Raw genomic sequence first — 17,760 nt, forward strand, 5'->3', positions numbered from 1 at the left:
ATGATTGAAACATCTGGAAAAAAATTAGCCGGGCCAATTATTCGCCTACATCCTAACGATAATATTGTTGTTGCCCGCATAGATATTGGAATTGGTGAAAGTGTACCTAGCGAAAATTTGACTAGTCGCAGTCAAGTACCTGCCGGCTACAAAATTGCCGCAAAGAAAATTCTGCAGGGTGAGCCTATCCTCAAATACAACGTAACAGTGGGCTTTGCTAATACTGATATTGAAGCTGGCATGATGGTTCATAGTCATAACACCGAGTTTCGTGAATTCGATCGTGACTATGCCTATGCTAGTGAATACAAGCCCACCACCCTCCTTCCAGAATCTGAACGTGCAACATTTGAAGGTTATGTGCGTGCCAATGGAAAAGTAGGTACGCGTAATTTCATTGGCATTCTATCAACCGTCAATTGCTCTGCAACGGTGGTCAATAAAATTGCTGACTGGTTCACGCCCGAGAGGTTGAAAGACTATCCAAATATCGATGGCGTAGTTGCTTTTAGTCACGGCATCGGCTGCGGTATGGAAATGAGTGGCGAGCCAATGCAACTGCTTCGTAGAACGATGGCGGGTTATGCGCAGCACCCTAACCTAGCTGCAGCCCTCATTATTGGCTTAGGTTGTGAGCGTAATCAGCTGAAAGGGTTGATGGAGCAAGAGGCATTACAAGAAAACTCTACTTTGCATACTTTCATCATGCAAGAGACTGGTGGCACACGTAAAACCATTGAAGCAGGAATTGAAGCTGTCAAAGCACTTCTGCCCGAAGCCAATAAAGTAAAGCGTCAAACTGTTTCTGCGAGCCATTTATGCGTTGGTCTGCAATGCGGTGGATCGGATGGATTCTCTTCCATTACCGCAAACCCCGCCTTAGGTGCTGCAATTGATATCTTGTCGCGCCATGGTGGCACAGGCATTCTTTCTGAAACGCCGGAAATTTATGGGGTTGAGCACACCCTTACCCGTCGCGCAGCAAGCAAAGCCATTGGTGAAAAACTGATTCAACGGATTCGATGGTGGAAAGATGAGTATTCCGTTGGTCGTGATGTACAGATCAATGGGCAAGTGAGTCCCGGAAATCAAATTGGTGGCCTTGCAAACATTTTTGAAAAGTCACTCGGTTCCTCTATGAAAGGTGGTACCGGACCCCTGATGGAGGTCTATCGATATGCAGAGCCAGTCACAGCTAAAGGTTTTGTATTTATGGATACGCCAGGCTTTGATCCTGTCTCAGCAACCGGTCAAATTGCAGGTGGGGCAAACCTAATTGCTTTCACTACGGGACGCGGCTCCATGTTTGGCTCTAAACCAGCGCCTTGCATTAAGCTAGCTACCAATACACCTATGTATCAAAGACTAACTGAAGACATGGATATCAATTGCGGGGAGATCTTAGATGGTACGGTTTCCGTTCAGGAGATGGGGCAACGTATTTTTGAACTCTTCCTCAGGACAGCCTCTGGAGAGGCTTCAAAAAGCGAATTACTAGGCCTAGGTGATTATGAATTCGTGCCTTGGCAAGTGGGTGTCATGAGCTAATAAAAGGCTCCAACTCACAGTAGCGATAAGCGGGCAATTAGCCCGCTTTTTCTTTATTAAAAGAAGCCAGATATCAGCGCTGGGGACTGTAGAATTAATACTATTGAATTAATCAGGACTTCATTAGGCTTATGAAATTCAGGGACTACTATGAAACACTCGGTGTAGCGCGTGGCGCCACTGAAGCAGAAATTAAAGCAGCTTACCGAAAGTTGGCGCGCAAATATCATCCAGATGTGAATAAAGAAGCTGGGGCAGAAGACCAATTTAAAGAAGTTGGCGAGGCCTACGCCGTTCTCAAAGATACTGAGAAACGCGCTGCCTACGATCGTATGGGCGCTAACTGGAAGAATGGTCAAGACTTCACTCCTCCACCAAACTGGAATGAAGGGTTTGAATATTCTGATAGCAACTTTGGCGGCGGCTACGAGGGCGATCAAAGTGAATTCTTTGAATCCCTCTTTGGTAGAGGGCGTCACGCTCAAGGCGGTAGAGGTGGGAATCCCCGTCAAGGCATGAACTTCAAGGGTCAAGATCATCACGCCAAGATATTGATTGATCTGGCGGATGCCTATAACGGAGCACAACGGACTATCGCCCTGCATATGCCTACGCAAGATGCTAACGGTAATGTCAGTACCCAGGAACGTAAGCTCGATGTCAGTATTCCGAAAGGCATTAAGGCTGGACAAAATCTACGCTTAGCTGGTCAGGGCGGTCCAGGCATGGGCTCTGGTGGTGCAGGTGATCTGTATCTTGAGATTGATTTCCACTCCAATCCTATTTATCGCGTAGATGGCAAAGACGTTTATCTTGATTTACCACTGGCCCCATGGGAAGCAGCGCTTGGAACTACCGTCAATATTCCAACCCCTGCAGGCTCAACTTTAGAACTGAAAATTCCGGTGGGCACAGTAGCAGGTCGTAAGATGCGACTCAAAGAGAAGGGCATCCCCAGCAAAGAGGCAGGCGATCTATACGTAGTGCCAAACATTGTTTTACCCGGTGCCGAAACAGATGCACAAAAAGAAGCTTATCAAGCGCTGGAGAAAGCTTTTGATTTCAAGCCAAGAAACCATTTGAAGGGATGATGAATATGACACAAACACAAATCACCTGGATTACAGGTAGCGTTGTTGAGGAAGAGGTGCACATGAGCATTGTAGAAATTTCACAAGCAACACGTGCGCCAGAAGATCTCATCATGTCGTGGGTATCCGAGGGTGTTCTCAGTCCTGCGGGTTCATCTCCAGAGGACTGGCGCTTTAGTGGAGAGTCTCTCAAGCGCGCAAAAACTGCCGCTCATCTGACTCATGATCTAGAACTCAATACTCCTGGAGTCGCTTTAGCACTAGATCTTCTAGATGAAATCAGTCGTCTTCGCAATCAGCTGGTTCGTGAAAAAATAGTCTAAGTCCCTTAGGGACTTAGTAACGATATATTTTGTAATTTAGGATAAAAAATAAATGGCTGCATTGCCCTGCATTGAAATTGAAACCGCCTCCAATCCAAGTGCCGCTGTCATTTGGCTCCACGGATTAGGAGCTGATGGCAATGACTTTGTACCCATCATTCCCCAGCTCAATCTTTCTGAGTGCCCTGCTATTCGATTTATTTTTCCAAGCGCACCCTCTATGGCTGTCACGGTCAATGGTGGCTACGTGATGCCAGCCTGGTATGACATTACGGGGAGAGATATCAACGATCGCGAGGATATTGCTGGTATTCACAAATCAGCAAAAGCGATCTCGGAATTAATTGAACGAGAAGCAAGTCGAGGGATTGCCTATGAAAAAATTGTTTTGGCAGGATTCTCGCAGGGTTGTGCTATGTCCTTACAGGTTGGCCTACGCTTTCCACATAGATTGGCAGGCATCATGGCACTTTCGGGTTATCTGCCCTTAGCGAATTCACTGGCACTCGAGAGAAGTGAAGCCAATAACAAGACCGCTGTATTTATGGCGCATGGCGTTTGGGATGCAGTGATCACTCCAGAGCGCGCAGAAGCCTCAGCCGATACTCTGGAAAAATTAGGCTATCAGGTGGATTGGAATACCTACCCAATGGAACACTCTCTTCATCCAGATGAGCTGGTAGACATCTCCAGATTTTTGACTATGGCACTTAGCAAGTCATAAACCAGATTACATTAAGATTCTGAGCGACTTAAGAGCAGCTCCCAGCGCTGTAATTTGATATCTAGATCGGCAGTGATTTCTGATAAGCGCGCTTGCATGCTCGCCGCTAATTCAGGTTCATTCTTGTAGAGATCTGGATTACTCATGGCGATCCCAATATCAGCCTGCTCTGTCTCTAGCGTTTCGATCTGCAAAGGCAGGGCTTCTAATTCCTGCCGCTCTTTACCATTAAGCTTGCTGACTCCAGTTTTTGCAGCAGCGGGTTTTGATTCAACTTTTGCTTCTGGCTTGGATTCCGATTTCTCAGCAGCTTTCAGGCCACCGTTGGCTGCACGAATCTTATCTGAGCGCGCCTTCTGAATCTTCCAGTCCTCGTAGCCACCTTCATATTCGCGCCAAAATCCATCACCTTCATTAGCGATGATGCTAGTCACTACGTTATCCAAGAAGTAGCGATCATGGCTGACTAAGAATACGGTGCCCTTATAGTCTTGGAGTAATTGCTCAAGCAAGTCTAGGGTATCGATATCCAAGTCATTGGTTGGCTCATCTAAAACCAAGACGTTTGCAGGGCGTGCAAATAAACGTGCCAACAATAAGCGGTTACGCTCGCCACCAGACAAAGTACTTACCGGTGAATTAGTACGCTCCGGTGCAAATAAGAAATCACTCAGGTAACTCTTCACGTGTTTCTTATTGCCATTGATTTCGATCCACTCGCTACCTGGGCTGATGTAATCCTCAAGTGAAGCATTGAGATCAAGACCTTCACGCATTTGATCGAAATAGGCCACCTCAATACGAGTGCCCATAGTTGCTGTACCAGAGTCTGGCGCAATTGTTCCGAGAATTAGCTTCAGGAGCGTGGTCTTACCAGCACCGTTAGGGCCCAAAAGTCCCACTTTATCACCACGCAAAATCGTTGCCGTGAAATCCTTCACGATCGGGCGCTCGTATGACTTAGAAACATTTTGTAGATCAGCAACAATCTTACCGCTTCTATCTCCTGCTGAAACTGCAAGCTTGACTTGTCCAACAGCATCACGTCTTTGCGAGCGAGTAGTACGAAGATTTTCTAGGCGTGCAATACGCGCAACGCTACGAGTGCGCCTAGCTTCAACGCCCTTGCGAATCCAGACCTCTTCTTGAGCAAGTAATTTGTCTGCACGTGCGTTAGCCAAAGACTCTGAGTTCATTTCCTGGTCTTTTAATACCTCATAGGCCGAGAAATTACCTGGGTACGTACGCAAGATACCGCGATCAAGCTCAACAATTTGCGTGCAGACGTTGTCCAAGAAAGCGCGATCATGGGTAACCAAAATCACAGAGCCTTTGTACTCTTTCAATAAATCCTCTAACCAAGAAATGGAATCTAAATCCAAATGGTTGGTAGGCTCATCCAGTAGCAATACATCTGGCATCTCTACCAGCGCACGAGCAAGAGCAACCCGCTTCTTGGTTCCTCCCGATAACGTATTAATCTTGAGCTCAGCCTCTAAGTGCAGACGATCTAGCGTTTCATGAACGCGTTGTTCCCAATTCCAGCCGCTTAAGGCCTCTAGTTGCGACTGCACCTCATCTAGACGATGGTGAGCGGCATCATCCCACTCTCCAACGCTAAGGGCTTCATATTCTTCACGCAGGGCTTTGGCTTGCGCCACGCCCTTAGACACAGCATCAAAGACGGTCTCCTCAGCCTCAAATATAGGCTCTTGTGGAACATAGGCAATGCGGAGGCCCTGCTGATATTGCAGCAAGCCATCATCCATTTTTTCTATGCCGGCCAAGATCTTCAATAAAGAGGATTTGCCCGTGCCATTGCGGCCAATTAAGCCAACACGCTCCCCAGATTCAAGTGAGAAAGCAGTGTTTGCGAGGAGGTCAACGTGGCCAAAAGCCAGTTTTGCATCAGTGAGTACGATTAAAGCCATGGCGACATTATCGTCACTTCACCTAAAGTGGTGATATTTCCAATAAACATGGGATTGAGAAGTAGAATTTATTCAGGGAACATCACCAAATAAAGGGATAAATGACCTGTAAGCTCAGCCCTAGCGCTCCACGACTCATCCTCTTTGCCGGCCATGCGGGCACTGGTAAAAGTACTTTAGCTAAAAAAGCACTGCCTCTCATTGTTGAGAAGACTGGAGAAAGCTTTTTCTTTTTAGATAAAGATACGGTTTATGGCGCCTATAGCGCCCATGTTATGGAGCTCACTACCAATAACCCCAATGATCGAGATAGCCCTTTTTATCTGCAGAACTTAAGGGATTGGGAATATGCGGGACTCATTGCTATTGCCAAAGAAAACCTACATCTCGGAGTAAATGTGATCCTGGTAGGCCCCTTTTCTAGTGAAATCCAAAGCGGTCGAATGTTTAAGTCTGAAGAGCTTGGCGTGCCCAGCGTATCGAGCATCAGAATTGCTTGGATTGATTTAGACGAGAGTGAAGCTAAAAGCCGCATGGAGCGGCGCGCAGATCCGAGAGATGAATACAAACTACAGCACTGGGATGAATACACTAAGCGAAGAGTAGAACCACCAGAGCATGCTGCAATACAGCGTTTCGATAACTTACATTTTGATGAAGCTCAGTTTCAAAAGTTAATAGACCATCTTATTCAATAAACCGTAGATAAAAAAATAGAGTCTTAAAGACTCTATCGTAAGAACTAAATATTAAATACTTAGAACTTATATGCCACACCAATAGCTGGCATCCAAGGATTTAGCGTCAATTTACCTGCGCTCGCACCAGCAGCAGTAGTTACATTTGTCCTCATAGTTGCATATTTCAAGTCAACGTTTAGACCCCAGTTTTTATCAAACATGTAATCCATACCAATTTGACCAACCGCGCCAAGGCTTGAGTTGTCAACAGAATATGCCCCACCGCCTAGATTATTACGACTACTAAAGAGTGTGTAATTAACACCAGCACCAACATAAGGCTTGAATGCTCCAAAATCTGTAAAGTGATATTGCAGGAGAAGTGACGGTGGAAGGGCCTTGATGGTGCCTAATTTATTACCACCGGCATCAATCTGAATGGATTGTGGATAGGTTAATACCAACTCAGTAGCAATATTCTTTGTAAAGAAATAAGAAACATCAAACTCAGGAATCATTTGATCCTTAGCTTTTACGTCAAGTGTTTGAACGGCACTGGTTTGACCATTTTGCCAAAGTAAATCAACCACTCGAACACGAACCATCCATGGGTTCTCGTTTGAGGATTGGGCTTGAGCGACTACTGGAGCCAGTGAAGCAAGTGCTGCCATAGCAGCTACTATAGTTTTGATACGCATGGTGTACTCCTTTTTCGATTATCGATTTGATGGATCAATTTTCAAGTTGAAGATGGGGCATCGATTTGATGCAAATCAAATATATAGGCTACTGAAATTTTTTATTGGTATAAAAGCAACGCTATTTTGATGAGTTTTTGATCCAGATCAAATAGCTCTGAATTTACAATCAACCAGAATAAAACTATGCTTCTTTTTTTTATTTGAAATGAGTTCCGGTAACAGAGAACTCTTTGGCAATCAGCCGATGAATTTATTTAGAGAGATAGTCGAGCGCAACTGCTTCCGCCACCTTGATACCATCAACTCCTGCTGATAAGATTCCACCAGCATAGCCAGCGCCCTCACCTGCAGGGTAAAGGCCTTTGATATTTAAACTCTGAAGATTGCTACCCCGAGTAATGCGCAATGGTGAGGATGTGCGTGTTTCGATACCCGTTAGTACTGCATCCTTCATCGAGAATCCTTTAATCTGTTTCTCAAAAGCAGGAATCGCCTCTCGAATTGCTTCTATGACATAAGGAGGCAAGGCATCGGCGAGATCTGTCAGGTGAACGCCGGGTTTATAAGATGGAATTACAGAACCGAATTCTGTAGAGGCTTTGCCAGCCAAGAAGTCCCCCACTAATTGACCAGGAGCTTCATAGGTAGATCCGCCTAAGTCGTATGCCTTAGACTCCAAAGCTCTTTGAAACTCAATGCCGGCTAGAGGGCCGCCAGGATAATCTTCAGGAGTAATGCCAACCACGATACCTGCATTAGCATTACGCTCGTTACGCGAATACTGACTCATGCCATTGGTGACAACCCGATTGGGTTCAGAGGTAGCCGCTACTACTGTTCCGCCAGGGCACATGCAGAAGCTATATACGGCACGGCCATTCTTGGCATGATGAACTAATTTGTAATCAGCCGCGCCAATTAACTCGTTTCCAGCATGTGGTCCTAAGCGTGCTTTATCAATTAAGGATTGGGGATGCTCAATACGAAAGCCCACAGAAAACGGTTTGGCTTCCATATAAACGCCTGCCGCATGTAGAGCCTCAAAGGTATCGCGAGCGCTATGCCCCAAAGCAAGCACGACATGATTGGCAGGCAAATCAGAATGTCCTTCAATTTTGACGCCTGCAATCCGATCATCCTGAATATCAAAGCCAACTACTTTGTGCGAGAAACGAATCTCTCCACCAAGTTCAATAATTTCTTGGCGCATTCTTTCAACAACGCCTACCAATCGAAAGGTTCCAATATGCGGCTTAGCTACATAACGAATTTCTTCGGGGGCGCCTGCTTTGATGAATTCGGCAATTACTTTACGACCGTAAAATTTCGGATCTTTAATTTGACTCCAAAGCTTGCCATCAGAAAACGTCCCTGCTCCCCCCTCACCAAATTGCACATTGGATTCTGGGTTGAGGACATTCTTGCGCCACAGACCCCAGGTATCTTGAGTACGTTCGCGTACTGGCTTGCCGCGCTCTAATACGATTGGCTTAAAACCCATCTGCGCCAACACCAAGGCAGCAAAAATTCCACAAGGGCCAAATCCAATGACAACAGGTCGATCAAAGCTATCACTCTTCAATTGTGAGGCATTAGCCACAAAGTGATAACTCATATCCGGTGAGAGTCGAATATGAGTGTCATTCGAAAACTGTTTTAGTAATTTTTCTTCGTTCTTGACCGATAGATCCACGGTATAGATAAAGGCTAGAGCTACATTTTTTCTAGCGTCGTAGCTGCGCTTAAAAATATCAAACCGAATCAAGTCTTGAGCCTGGATATTTAAGCGCTGCAAGATCGCCTCTTCCAATGCCTCAGGGGCATGGCTGATAGGTAGGCGAAGTTCGGTAATACGGATCATGGGGACTCTACGATACACACTAAAAAGGGATAATTTTCGAAATAATACTGGGATACGCAGTGAAGACTATTTTAAGGGCGATAATATGCCATGGCCCTACGCGCAACTATCCACAAAGCCGACCTTCATGTCGCAGATTCTGACCGCCACTATTACGGTAGTCACTCACTCACTATTGCCAAGCATCCTTCTGAAACCGAAGAGCGGATGATGGTACGCATCATTGCGTTTGCCCTGCAAGCACAAGAAGAGTTAGCTTTTACTAAAGGCTTGAGCGATACCGATGAGCCCGACCTCTGGGTGAAAGACCTCACGGATGCCATTAAACTTTGGATTGAGATAGGCCAGCCTGACGAAAGACGTATTCTGAAAGCCTGTGGTCGATCTGATCAGGTTATCGTCTACTGCTATGGCGGACATACCAGCAAAATCTGGTGGGATGGTATTGCCAATAAATTAACTCGCGCCCGCAATCTTCAGGTGATCTCCATTCCAGCAGAGCAGGCCAAAGAACTGAATAAGCTCGTCGAGCGGAGTATGGTTCTGCATGTGAATATTCAAGATGGGGAAGCATACGTTTCTTCAGATATGGGACAAGTCACTATCACCCCGGAAGTCTGGCGCAATCAACAGCAATGAGACCCGTAGTTCTAGACACCAATATCTTGCTAGATATTTTTGTCTTTAATGACAAAAGAGCCTTGCATTTAAAAGAAGTACTTTTTGATAAATCAATACGCTTCATAGCTAGCCAGAAAGCAATTGAAGAGTTTGCTGATGTCCTCTCGCGTCCTCTGTTTAAGCTTGATGAACAAACTCAAGTAGGTCTTCTGGCTCAATGGCAATCTATCGCAGAGCAGCAGGATGATTCAAATTTAGCTCCCGCACCCTGGAAATGCAAAGATCCAGATGATCAGATCTTCTTGGATTTAGCCTATCAACTTAAGCCCACGATACTGATTAGCAAAGATAACGCAGTACTTCAAATTGCTAGTAGAGCGGCCTCAGAAAACATTCTGATTACCAGCGATTACAACGCCTTTAGGCTATAGAACTAAAGCGCAAGCCTTTGGCAGCTTCAGCAGCAATTTCAAAGGACTTGAGGCGAGCTTGATGGTCATAAATTTGACCTGTGATGATGATTTCATTAGCGCCGGTCTGATCTAGCCAATACTGCATCTCTTTTCTGACGGTCTGTAAAGATCCAACAGCAGAACAGCGCAAAGTCTGAGCAGCAGTCATTTTTTCATGTGGCTCGCAGAAGTGATCTATATCTTCTATTGGGGGAGGTAACTGCCCGCGGGTATTGCGGCGCATACGAATAACGTTTTGCTGCAAGGTTGTAAATAGATGAGCAGCCTCTTGATCGGTATCAGCAGCGACTACATTCATCAGAAATGCGCAATAGGGTTTGGCTAACTTATCTGACGGCTTAAATAGTTCGCGATAGGTGGACATAGCATCCAATAATTGCTCGGGTGCAAAATGTGACGCAAATGCATAAGGCAAACCAAAGTGAGCCGCCAGTTGAGCGCCATACAAGCTAGAGCCTAATATCCAAATCGGCACCTCGGTATCCATACCTGGAATAGCCTTCACAACTTGCCCCTCTTGAATGGGGCCGAAGTAATGTTGCAGCTCGCGCACATCCTGCGGAAACCGGTCATCGCTCCCAAGCAAATCTCTCCGTAAGGCTCTAGCCGTCATTTGATCTGACCCTGGCGCACGCCCCAAGCCTAGCTCAATTCTGCCAGGGTAAATAGATGCCAAAGTGCCAAATTGTTCTGCGATCACTAAAGGAGCATGATTTGGCAACATCACACCACCCGACCCAACGAGAATAGTTTTTGTACCGCCAGCAATATAAGCAATCAAAACAGCAGTGGCAGAGCTAGCATTACCCGTCATATTGTGGTGCTCAGCCACCCAATAGCGGGTGTAGCCTAAAGCCTCCGCATGTTGGGCAACATCTAAAGAGTTTCGCAAGGCATCTGCAGCAGTAAATCCCTCTGGGATCGGAGATATATCTAGAATGGAGTATGGAACGCAATTTGCCATCTACAGATCATACTAAGAAAGCGATTTTTTGACATGAGTAAACTAGAGACGCCAACGATGCCAAAGATGGCAGATGCTAATGACGGCCTCTTTAAGCCAGGTGCTAAGCTAAGACACATTAAGACGGGCGGCTTTTATAAGGTGGTATTACTTGCTAACGTCGAAGCTAATTTAGAGCCAGCCTATGTCTATGAATCCCTTCAGTCGCACGATTTTTGGATAAGACCAAAAGCGGAAATGGAGGACGGTCGATTTGAATTGGTCGACGCTTAAGATAAAGATAAGGAAACTGACATGACCGATGATCGCATCACCAATCTTGAAATCAAACTCAGCTTTACTGAGGATTTGATTGATCAACTCAATCAAACAATCTATCAGCAACAACAACAAATTGAATTTTTGTATCGTGAGCTCAAATCCATCAAGGAACAGGCTAGCGGTGGAGATAGTGCAGGTAATGGCAGCCTAAAAGATGAAATTCCTCCACACTATTAAGCCCTGATAACATTTGTCATGGATAACGTAGTCTTATAAAGAAGGACACTCATCATGGGTAACTTAGTACCATTTTTAGTCCAGTGGAGCTTAACTTCCCTATCCCTTTGGGTAGCTAGCTATCTATTTAGTGGCTTACGCTTTGCAGATGGTGGCTCGCTCTTGATTGCCGCTCTGCTACTTGGATTCGCAAACGCAGTAGTAAAGCCCTTATTAATTCTCTTCACGCTCCCACTGACAGTCCTCACCATGGGATTGTTTCTTCTGGTAGTGAATGCCTTAATGCTGATGTTGGTGTCTGCACTAGTGAGCGGCTTTACGATTTCTAGCTTCTGGACTGCATTCTTTGCCAGTATCTTTATTTCTTTATTCAGCCTCTTTATCAGCGGATTACTACTTTAAGAATTACTCCGCTCCAGGATAAATATTAGACCAGGGGTGAAGCGCATCGCGGCACGGGCTTCTCTTTGAAGTCATTGATCTGGCATTCTCAGCCAAAATACTTGCGCCGCCCGTTAAAAAACCAAGTCCAATAGAGACTGCGCTATTCACTACTCCAGCTTGATTGATACCTGCCTTTGGATTTGCTAATGTCCCACCCATCTTTACCATTCCAGTTAAATCCAAGCCAGTTGTGAGGCCTGATTTCTCTTGTGGATCAATAGTGAGATTAATAGCCTCCGTCTTCAGATTAATAGAGCCAGCTAAAGCCACATCCAACCTATCGGTTTCAACTCCAACTGACTTAGCTATATTAATCTGGCCGTTGTTAATTGGTAAATAAGCAACCGCACACTCTAAAATCGTCTCACTAGTTTTTTTACGTAGTGGGTTCATCGAATCCAACAGCGTCACTACGAAATCACCAGCATCATTTAAAAAATTCGTACCCATACGAGCCTGGTTAATACTCAACTGAATCTTGCCATTTAAATTTGATGCCATTTGATGCAAACTACTTCCAGATGTTTTCACATCAAACGCCATCTTCATACTGCCCCCGCTCACCTTGGAGCCCGGGTCAAGTCTAGCTAATAAGTTTTCCAGCGTGAAATCCTTAGTCACCCCTTTGGCTGTGATTATGGGGGTTGCAGTATCGAACCCTGTGAGCTTAATCTGTAAATCAGCACTTCCCTTGCCCATCTCCAACCTCAGATTTGGAATATCAATTGCGCTGCCATTCAATTGCAAGGTAGCTTGAAGATTTTCAATGGGCTTACGTTTTGGCAAATTCAATTCGACAATATTGATTACGATTTTTCCCTTGGCTTGGGGTAGCACATCAAATGGAATCTTCTCATTGCTAAATAAGTACTTAGGCTGTGGATTTTGGGCTTGATGCACGACTGTTACTGACTTGGCGCCATCTAAAGCACGCGGAGGATAATTGGGGGACACCCCAAAGATGGGCCAGTCAAATGCTTTGCTACTGAATGCCAAATTGATTGTTGGTAAGGTCTTCTGATTCTTGCTTAACTCACCTTGAATCATCATAGACTTGCCATTCATGGTGAGGTTCAGGTCGACTGGGAATTGCGCCGAGGAAACATTCCACTCCTTGAGCAATCTAGAAAGTGAGCCCGTTTTTCCGCTGAGCTCAAGAGCTTGTTCTTGAAGCTTCATGTTGAGGGAGATGGCTGTTTTATCGCTACTATCTGCCAACGATAAACGCTGAATTTGGTAGCTTGAAATAGTGTTTGAGGGATCTTGATACTGAATTTGAGCATCCGTAATCGAAACACTATCCATGGGGATTAAATCATCGCTAACAGACGAGGTTTCTGTATTGCTTTGAGCGCTGGAAGACTCCCTAGGAGCGTCTGCACTGAAATCCCAATTAGCTTTACCAGTCCCATTTTTTTGAAGAAATAGCTCCAGACCAACAAGCTTCACACTGCCAACCTCAATACGCTTACTCAGTAGCGGCAGAGTTTTAATACTTAAATCAATTCGCTTGAGCGTCAGCATCTCAGAATGAGATCCCCAAGATGCATTACTCAGACTTAAACTCTCTGCGGAAACAGAAATCCCCGGAAAAAAACTTAAGCGTACTGGGCCGGTGATTTTTAGATCTCTTCCAGTAGCATTTTTTACAGAGGAAGAGAGTAATTTGGTCAGCTGTGCTGGATCTACCGTTGAGGCTGTGTACCATGCCCCTATTGCAATAAGAATAATTAGTCCACCTAAGGCGCAAATAGTGGTTTTGACTAATTTACTCATGATTAAGTGATTCTAAAGTACCTACCAGCCCTAGACTAGGATTGATTTTTATATTACTAGGTTTGATGGCTTACGGCCCGTAAGTAGCCTTAGCTTTTTTTGAAGCTGAAATCAATTGGGCGCTCACACTCGATATTGCAAGGTAAATCCCCATATCAGTATCAGCAAAAGTAGAAAGATCTGAAGTAAGATCAAAGGTGCAATAAGCACATTAACTACCAATAGGAAGGGCAATAGACCATGGCTACAAAGAAGTCTCCAGCAAAAAAGAAAGTAGCTACCAAGGTGGTAAAAAAAGCCCCTGCAAAGAAAGCCGTTAAAAAAGTTACCGCCAAGAAGGTAGTAGCCAAAAAGGCCGTCAAAAAGGTAGTGAAAAAAACAGTGGGCAAAAAGCCAGTAGCTAAAAAGGCGATTAAGAAAGTAGTGGCGAAGAAGCCGGCAGCCAAAAAGCCAGCTCCAAAGAAAGCTGCGAAGAAATCCCCTAAAGTAGCTGCGCCCAAGAAACTCAAAGTCGATCAGTACGGACTCGAGGAAGATGATGAGTTTTACGGCCTGTACTTTGCCAAATCTACTAATAAGGGTTTAGTTGAAGTAAAACCTTGTACGTTCTCGCTAATGTATTGGTGGAAAGGCTTGCTTGGCTATCCTGACATGATTGAGATTTCTAAAGATAGCAATACAGCAATGTTGCAGTTTGAGTCCACCTTTGGCGGTGGCGATTCTGGTGAGACAGAGTTGACAGAGAAAGATGTGTTCGATGTTGACCACATTATTGAAATCGACGAACAAGAGCATTTAGTTTCTCTTTACTCTTACGTTCCTATTCCCGTGCCAGAAAAGCTGATTGGTGCATTAGGCCTCTCTATTTTGAATATCAATCCAGAAACTCGTTATGGCAGCCTGGAGATTTGTTCTACTGATAACGAAGAAGGTGCGAATGAGCACTTCCTACGCTATCGTGCAGCTACTTATTTGCGTGGCGTGAAATCTGGCAAGGTTGAGGCGATTGAAAGCATGGTCACCAATGGTTCAGAGTTCTTTGGCTTAGCTTTAGATGCAATGTGCGTTAATAAATCAATTAAGAAATGGCTACTGAGCTAAGGGGCTATTACTTAATAGGTATTGCACACAAAAATGTAGGTCATAGGAAAGCGGTCGTTCACTGTTTTACGAGTTTCGACAATAGTAGCGCTTCGCTTTCCTAGTTTTTTACACTCCTCTGCTGCAGCTGCTTGAGCCTCAGTATCTTTGGCGGATTTGGGGGCATGTACCCCAACGGTTCCATCTGACTGTCGATAGACTCCAAACTCGCTTGGGGGTGTTGCACAAGCAAACATGGTCATTGAGACAACAAACACCAAAGCACCCGAAATAATTTTCATATCGAAATCCAGATCTTTTGAATAATGGATTCATTCTAGCCATCTTTAGCTCTAGTAAATAGATTTTACTTATACCCAACACGATCAAGTAAGCGTTGAGCGGCAATTTGATTCCTGCCGATCGCCGCAATAGAGATATTTTCCGCCTTGAACGGACCCAATATTTTGAGGCCTTCATTTTCAATTTTGACTGACTTCACCACAGGCCACTCATTATTGCCGTTAGCAAAATACTCTTGCGCAGAGTCACTTGCCAAGTATTCAAGAAATTGTTTTGCAGCCTGTGGATGCGGTGCACTCTTAGCAACCCCACCCCCCGCAATATTGATGTGCGCACCAGTTGTCTGCTGATTTGGCCAAATAAATCCAATTTTAGAAATAATCGCCTGATCTTCTGGCTTAGTTGAGCGTAAGAGCCTGACCAAGTAATAAGAATTTGTTAAAGCAACACCGCATTCGCCTGAGGCTACCGCCTTGATTTGATCGGTATCACCGCCTCTTGGAGGACGAGCCATATTGGCTACCATGCCCTTGGCCCACTCCTCAGTAGTAGTCTCGCCACGACGTTCAATCATTGCGCCGATTAAAGACAACATGTAGGGATGGGCGCCTGAGCGCGTACACACCTTACCTTTATTCATGGGCTCAGCTAACTTCTCATAAGTATCAACGTCTTGTGGATTTACTTTTGCTTTGTTGTAGACCACCAGACGTGCTCTGGTTGAAAAGCCAAACCAAGTTGATCCCTCTGGCTCAGACTGAGAACGCAAGTTTGGCGGAATACGACTCTCTAAATACTTTGACTGTATTGGCTTAAAGAAACCATCGATTTGAGCGCGCCACAATCGAGCTGCGTCCACCATCAAAATCACATCTGCTGGACTATTAGCACCTTCGCTTTTTAATCTCTCCGCTAAAGCATTATCGTCAGCCTCAATACGGTTGATCTTGATGCCGGTCTTTTTAGTGAAGTCACTGTAGAGCGCCTCATCAGTTTGATAGTGACGAGCTGAGTAGAGATTGAGTTCTTTCGCTTCTTGAGCCTGCAAAGGCAATGCTAAAAAAGCGCTCAAGACCAATCCAGAGTTGCCTAGGAATTTTCTTATTAGTGGGTTTGTCATTGCTGCATTTGCGATCAGAATCAGATTAAATCTAATGTATCACAAATACGAATGATTATCAATTAGGATTTAGAAATAACCCTTGAAAGTATTAGGACTGGGAAAAGCCCAACCAAAACAATGGTTAAGGAAGGTAATGCCAATTCAGCGAGGCGCTCATCTGCGGCCAACTGATAAGTTGCAACAGCCAGGGTATCGAAGTTAAATGGGCGTAGTAAGAGCGTTGCAGGCAATTCTTTCATAACATCTACGAAGACAAAGAGGCCCGCAGTAATCAGACTGCGCTTGAGCAAAGGCACATGAACCCGCTTCAAAATCTGCATCCTAGAAAGCCCCAAGAGCGCCGCTGAAGAATCCATAGAGGGTGTGATACGTACCAGACCCGCCTCAACACTCTGCAAGCTAGAAGAAAGAAAGCGGACTAGGTAGGCATAGATCAGCACCAACATGCTGGCAGACATCCACCAAGCAAGCTGAAAGATTTCTAGAAAAGAAAGGATGCCAATGGCCAAGACCGCACCGGGTAAAGCATAACCAAAACCTAACAATCGATTAACCCAACTTAAACGTGCATTCATTCGTACGGAGTAAGCAAAAAATACGGCTAGTGCTACCGAGATAAAAGCCGTCAGAATCGAAACTAATAAAGAATTACTCAGCCAATCTAGGTATCGAATATCAATCGTGAGACCTTGCTTAAAGAGTAATTGCAGGAGGGCAAATGCAGGTATCAAAAATCCGCATAAGAGCGTAGCACCACAAAATGCAAATGCAAAAAAAGCTTTCTTACCCTGCAAAGACTTTGCCAGTGGCTTACCCCGAGTTGCAGAGGCATAACGTAATTTTGAGCGACTACTTTGCTCGATAAAGAAAATAAGTAAGACAAAACTTAAGAGGCCTAAGGCAAGCTGCACTGCCGCTACTCGGTCTCCAAATGAGAGCCAAGCCTTAAAAATACCGGTTGCAAAAGTCTGAACGCCAAAGTAAGAAACAGCACCAAAATCAGCTAATACTTCCATCAGCGCAAGGGCCATGCCCGCAAAGATGGCTGGCCTTGCCATAGGTAATACCAATTTTACAAATCCTTGAAGTGGACTGTAGCCCAGTGTTTCTGAAACCTCAATCAATCGACCACTACGCTCTAAGAATGCCGTACGAGTAATGAGATAAACATAAGGGAAGAGGCAGAATGAAAAAGACCAAATCGCCCCACTCAAGGATCTCGGATCTGGAAAGAACCAGAGTGTGTCGACTCCTAGTACAGCCCGCAGCGTACTCTGTATCGGACCCGAAAACTGCAAGAGATCAACAAAGAGGTAGGCCATGACATAAGTGGGCACCGCCAAAGGCAGAATGAGGGCCCACTCAAATATTTTTTTTCCTGGAAAATCATAGCTGGCAATGATCCAAGCATTACCTACACCGAGGATAAAGACTCCCACTCCGACACCAAGAATCAGTACTAAGGTCGAGGCAATATAGGCACCCAGTACATAGTTCCATAAATGACTGAGGGTGCCGGTGGCTAATAACTCCTTCCCGGGGAATAGGAAAGGTGCTGCCAGACCAAAGAGGGGCAAAAATAACAACAGGGCAAGTGGCACCACAATACGATTCATGAA

The 17,760-nt window shown here is 45.1% G+C and carries 19 protein-coding genes; 11 read left to right on the forward strand and 8 right to left on the reverse strand.

From position 1 onward, the window contains the following. The 4 genes from ICN26_RS01175 (at position 1) to ICN26_RS01190 (ending at position 3,686) form a co-directional block, all read left to right on the forward strand. Positions 1-1,548, forward strand: a complete 1,548-nt coding sequence (locus ICN26_RS01175; protein ID WP_216266219.1) for a UxaA family hydrolase — start codon at positions 1-3, stop codon at positions 1,546-1,548. 131 nt (positions 1,549-1,679) lie between these two features. Further along, on the forward strand, positions 1,680-2,639 hold the full coding sequence (locus ICN26_RS01180) for a DnaJ C-terminal domain-containing protein (protein ID WP_216266220.1): 960 nt from the start codon (positions 1,680-1,682) through the stop codon (positions 2,637-2,639). A 5-nt stretch (positions 2,640-2,644) separates the two neighbouring features. Beyond that, the gene (locus tag ICN26_RS01185) at positions 2,645-2,962 is read left to right on the forward strand and encodes a chaperone modulator CbpM (RefSeq protein WP_046331119.1); all 318 of its coding nucleotides are present in this window, start codon (positions 2,645-2,647) and stop codon (positions 2,960-2,962) included. A 52-nt stretch (positions 2,963-3,014) separates the two neighbouring features. Beyond that, the gene (locus tag ICN26_RS01190; RefSeq protein WP_216266221.1) at positions 3,015-3,686 is read left to right on the forward strand and encodes an alpha/beta hydrolase; all 672 of its coding nucleotides are present in this window, start codon (positions 3,015-3,017) and stop codon (positions 3,684-3,686) included. 11 nt (positions 3,687-3,697) lie between these two features. On the opposite strand, the gene ICN26_RS01195 is transcribed toward ICN26_RS01190, so the two are convergent. Beyond that, positions 3,698-5,617: an ATP-binding cassette domain-containing protein gene (locus ICN26_RS01195; RefSeq protein ID WP_216266222.1), complete on the reverse strand. Its 1,920-nt coding sequence runs from the start codon at positions 5,615-5,617 to the stop codon at positions 3,698-3,700. A 101-nt stretch (positions 5,618-5,718) separates the two neighbouring features. Between ICN26_RS01195 and ICN26_RS01200 the strand changes: the two genes are divergently transcribed. Further along, a complete protein-coding gene (locus tag ICN26_RS01200; protein ID WP_216266223.1) occupies positions 5,719-6,315 on the forward strand; it encodes a P-loop nucleotide/nucleoside kinase family protein in 597 nt (198 codons plus the stop codon). A gap of 59 nt (positions 6,316-6,374) precedes the next feature. On the opposite strand, the gene ICN26_RS01205 is transcribed toward ICN26_RS01200, so the two are convergent. Together ICN26_RS01205 and ICN26_RS01210 are read right to left on the reverse strand one after the other, a co-directional pair. Further along, complete coding sequence (locus tag ICN26_RS01205; protein ID WP_216266224.1) at positions 6,375-6,995, reverse strand: OmpW/AlkL family protein; 621 nt, start codon at positions 6,993-6,995, stop codon at positions 6,375-6,377. A gap of 253 nt (positions 6,996-7,248) precedes the next feature. Beyond that, the gene (locus ICN26_RS01210; protein WP_216266225.1) at positions 7,249-8,859 is read right to left on the reverse strand and encodes an NAD(P)/FAD-dependent oxidoreductase; all 1,611 of its coding nucleotides are present in this window, start codon (positions 8,857-8,859) and stop codon (positions 7,249-7,251) included. Positions 8,860-8,949: 90 nt separating this feature from the next. Here ICN26_RS01210 and ICN26_RS01215 point away from each other — a divergent pair, with 90 nt between their 5' ends. Beyond that, positions 8,950-9,498: a YaeQ family protein gene (locus tag ICN26_RS01215; protein WP_216266226.1), complete on the forward strand. Its 549-nt coding sequence runs from the start codon at positions 8,950-8,952 to the stop codon at positions 9,496-9,498. Continuing rightward, positions 9,495-9,911, forward strand: a complete 417-nt coding sequence (locus ICN26_RS01220) for a putative toxin-antitoxin system toxin component, PIN family (protein ID WP_216266227.1) — start codon at positions 9,495-9,497, stop codon at positions 9,909-9,911. Before ICN26_RS01215 ends, ICN26_RS01220 begins: the two co-directional genes overlap by 4 nt. Here ICN26_RS01220 and ICN26_RS01225 read toward each other — a convergent pair. Beyond that, positions 9,901-10,917: an LLM class flavin-dependent oxidoreductase gene (locus ICN26_RS01225; protein WP_216266228.1), complete on the reverse strand. Its 1,017-nt coding sequence runs from the start codon at positions 10,915-10,917 to the stop codon at positions 9,901-9,903. The two genes, ICN26_RS01220 and ICN26_RS01225, sit on opposite strands and share 11 nt — an antisense overlap. A 33-nt stretch (positions 10,918-10,950) precedes the next feature. Between ICN26_RS01225 and ICN26_RS01230 the strand changes: the two genes are divergently transcribed. The 3 genes from ICN26_RS01230 to ICN26_RS01240 are packed head-to-tail and all read left to right on the forward strand — an operon-like array spanning position 10,951 to position 11,817. Beyond that, entirely contained in the window at positions 10,951-11,190 is a 240-nt protein-coding gene (locus tag ICN26_RS01230; RefSeq protein WP_255534341.1) for a hypothetical protein, read from the forward strand. A gap of 21 nt (positions 11,191-11,211) precedes the next feature. After that, a complete protein-coding gene (locus ICN26_RS01235; RefSeq protein WP_216266229.1) occupies positions 11,212-11,415 on the forward strand; it encodes a SlyX family protein in 204 nt (67 codons plus the stop codon). Between the two features lie 51 nt (positions 11,416-11,466). Further along, entirely contained in the window at positions 11,467-11,817 is a 351-nt protein-coding gene (locus ICN26_RS01240; RefSeq protein ID WP_216267611.1) for a phage holin family protein, read from the forward strand. Between the two features lie 3 nt (positions 11,818-11,820). Here ICN26_RS01240 and ICN26_RS01245 read toward each other — a convergent pair whose 3' ends face one another. Beyond that, positions 11,821-13,635: an AsmA family protein gene (locus ICN26_RS01245; protein WP_216266230.1), complete on the reverse strand. Its 1,815-nt coding sequence runs from the start codon at positions 13,633-13,635 to the stop codon at positions 11,821-11,823. Between the two features lie 240 nt (positions 13,636-13,875). Between ICN26_RS01245 and ICN26_RS01250 the strand changes: the two genes are divergently transcribed. After that, positions 13,876-14,736: a hypothetical protein gene (locus ICN26_RS01250; protein WP_216266231.1), complete on the forward strand. Its 861-nt coding sequence runs from the start codon at positions 13,876-13,878 to the stop codon at positions 14,734-14,736. Positions 14,737-14,747: 11 nt separating this feature from the next. Here ICN26_RS01250 and ICN26_RS01255 read toward each other — a convergent pair whose 3' ends face one another. The 3 genes from ICN26_RS01255 to ICN26_RS01265 form a co-directional block, all read right to left on the reverse strand. Further along, positions 14,748-15,017, reverse strand: a complete 270-nt coding sequence (locus ICN26_RS01255; protein ID WP_216266232.1) for a hypothetical protein — start codon at positions 15,015-15,017, stop codon at positions 14,748-14,750. Between the two features lie 65 nt (positions 15,018-15,082). After that, positions 15,083-16,138, reverse strand: coding sequence for an extracellular solute-binding protein (locus tag ICN26_RS01260; protein WP_216266233.1), 1,056 nt, complete (start codon positions 16,136-16,138; stop codon positions 15,083-15,085). Positions 16,139-16,200: 62 nt separating this feature from the next. Then, the gene (locus ICN26_RS01265) at positions 16,201-17,757 is read right to left on the reverse strand and encodes an ABC transporter permease (RefSeq protein WP_216266234.1); all 1,557 of its coding nucleotides are present in this window, start codon (positions 17,755-17,757) and stop codon (positions 16,201-16,203) included. Positions 17,758-17,760 lie beyond the last annotated feature (3 nt).

The sequence above is a fragment of the Polynucleobacter hallstattensis genome (genome assembly GCF_018881835.1).
In the GTDB taxonomy this organism is placed as follows: Bacteria; Pseudomonadota; Gammaproteobacteria; order Burkholderiales; family Burkholderiaceae; genus Polynucleobacter; species Polynucleobacter hallstattensis.

Coding starts and splice junctions, on each gene's coding strand:
- ICN26_RS01255 (WP_216266232.1), bottom strand. CDS start 15,017: ATGAAAATTATTTCGGGTGCTTTGGTGTTTGTTGTCTCAATGACCATG.
- ICN26_RS01230 (WP_255534341.1), top strand. CDS start 10,951: ATGAGTAAACTAGAGACGCCAACGATGCCAAAGATGGCAGATGCTAAT.
- ICN26_RS01180 (WP_216266220.1), top strand. CDS start 1,680: ATGAAATTCAGGGACTACTATGAAACACTCGGTGTAGCGCGTGGCGCC.
- ICN26_RS01215 (WP_216266226.1), top strand. CDS start 8,950: ATGGCCCTACGCGCAACTATCCACAAAGCCGACCTTCATGTCGCAGAT.
- ICN26_RS01195 (WP_216266222.1), bottom strand. CDS start 5,617: ATGGCTTTAATCGTACTCACTGATGCAAAACTGGCTTTTGGCCACGTT.
- ICN26_RS01265 (WP_216266234.1), bottom strand. CDS start 17,757: ATGAATCGTATTGTGGTGCCACTTGCCCTGTTGTTATTTTTGCCCCTC.
- ICN26_RS01235 (WP_216266229.1), top strand. CDS start 11,212: ATGACCGATGATCGCATCACCAATCTTGAAATCAAACTCAGCTTTACT.
- ICN26_RS01190 (WP_216266221.1), top strand. CDS start 3,015: ATGGCTGCATTGCCCTGCATTGAAATTGAAACCGCCTCCAATCCAAGT.
- ICN26_RS01185 (WP_046331119.1), top strand. CDS start 2,645: ATGACACAAACACAAATCACCTGGATTACAGGTAGCGTTGTTGAGGAA.
- ICN26_RS01175 (WP_216266219.1), top strand. CDS start 1: ATGATTGAAACATCTGGAAAAAAATTAGCCGGGCCAATTATTCGCCTA.
- ICN26_RS01200 (WP_216266223.1), top strand. CDS start 5,719: ATGACCTGTAAGCTCAGCCCTAGCGCTCCACGACTCATCCTCTTTGCC.
- ICN26_RS01245 (WP_216266230.1), bottom strand. CDS start 13,635: ATGAGTAAATTAGTCAAAACCACTATTTGCGCCTTAGGTGGACTAATT.
- ICN26_RS01210 (WP_216266225.1), bottom strand. CDS start 8,859: ATGATCCGTATTACCGAACTTCGCCTACCTATCAGCCATGCCCCTGAG.
- ICN26_RS01220 (WP_216266227.1), top strand. CDS start 9,495: ATGAGACCCGTAGTTCTAGACACCAATATCTTGCTAGATATTTTTGTC.
- ICN26_RS01250 (WP_216266231.1), top strand. CDS start 13,876: ATGGCTACAAAGAAGTCTCCAGCAAAAAAGAAAGTAGCTACCAAGGTG.
- ICN26_RS01225 (WP_216266228.1), bottom strand. CDS start 10,917: ATGGCAAATTGCGTTCCATACTCCATTCTAGATATATCTCCGATCCCA.
- ICN26_RS01260 (WP_216266233.1), bottom strand. CDS start 16,138: ATGACAAACCCACTAATAAGAAAATTCCTAGGCAACTCTGGATTGGTC.
- ICN26_RS01205 (WP_216266224.1), bottom strand. CDS start 6,995: ATGCGTATCAAAACTATAGTAGCTGCTATGGCAGCACTTGCTTCACTG.